Annotated in this window: 1 pseudogene; it reads left to right on the top strand. The window is 40.9% G+C overall.

The features are described from left to right. Window positions 1-103: 103 nt before the first annotated feature. A pseudogene (locus tag UYI_RS36120) lies at window positions 104-579 on the top strand (hypothetical protein); the annotation flags it as partial. Window positions 580-634: the final 55 nt, after the last annotated feature.

The following is a 634-nucleotide window of genomic DNA, read 5'->3' as shown; positions in this document are numbered from 1 at the left end:
CTTGTTCAGGCGATCGCTAATTTCAAAAATCGCTCTTATTTGCTTTTATAACCAGAAACATGAGAGAAAGGGGCGTGACTCGTATTATTTATTAGCAAGAAAAATGGTTTCAATTCTTGCCCACGCCCAAAGCTTAGTGTACACCCTACTATCTTTGATGCCTTCTACCTACCAACAAGAAAATCTGGAATCGATGTTGGGACTGTTCTTGCAAGCACAAGGTTATCCCTTGCCTCAACATAGTAAAAGCAAGTCTGCTAGCGCCTTGAGCCGATTTCTTAACATCTACGATTGGTCAACATTGAGTGTAATTCGTACTAGTGGCAAATAGAAGGTTGGTTTAAAACAGCAAAACACCGTTTCGGGTTACATCGGTTTGGGCAGGGGACACTTTTAGGCGTTTATCGTTGGTTGGTATTGTCCCTGATTTCTTATGTTTTGGCGCATTGGGCATATTTATCCACAGCGATCGCACCTACAAATTTACCTGATTGGGGACAATCCGCAGAAATTGCGTTCCAAACTTTATTTCCCCATTTGGTAGTGTTACTTCTTTTACAAGATATTGAACGCCTGAGAGAACTGGCACTTAGTCAAGGAATTAACATTCAAATTTTCAGGTGCAAGATATAAG

The organism is Fischerella muscicola PCC 7414 (assembly GCF_000317205.1).
GTDB lineage: Bacteria > Cyanobacteriota > Cyanobacteriia > Cyanobacteriales > Nostocaceae > Fischerella > Fischerella muscicola.
This window is presented reverse-complemented; position numbering and strand designations above follow the sequence as displayed.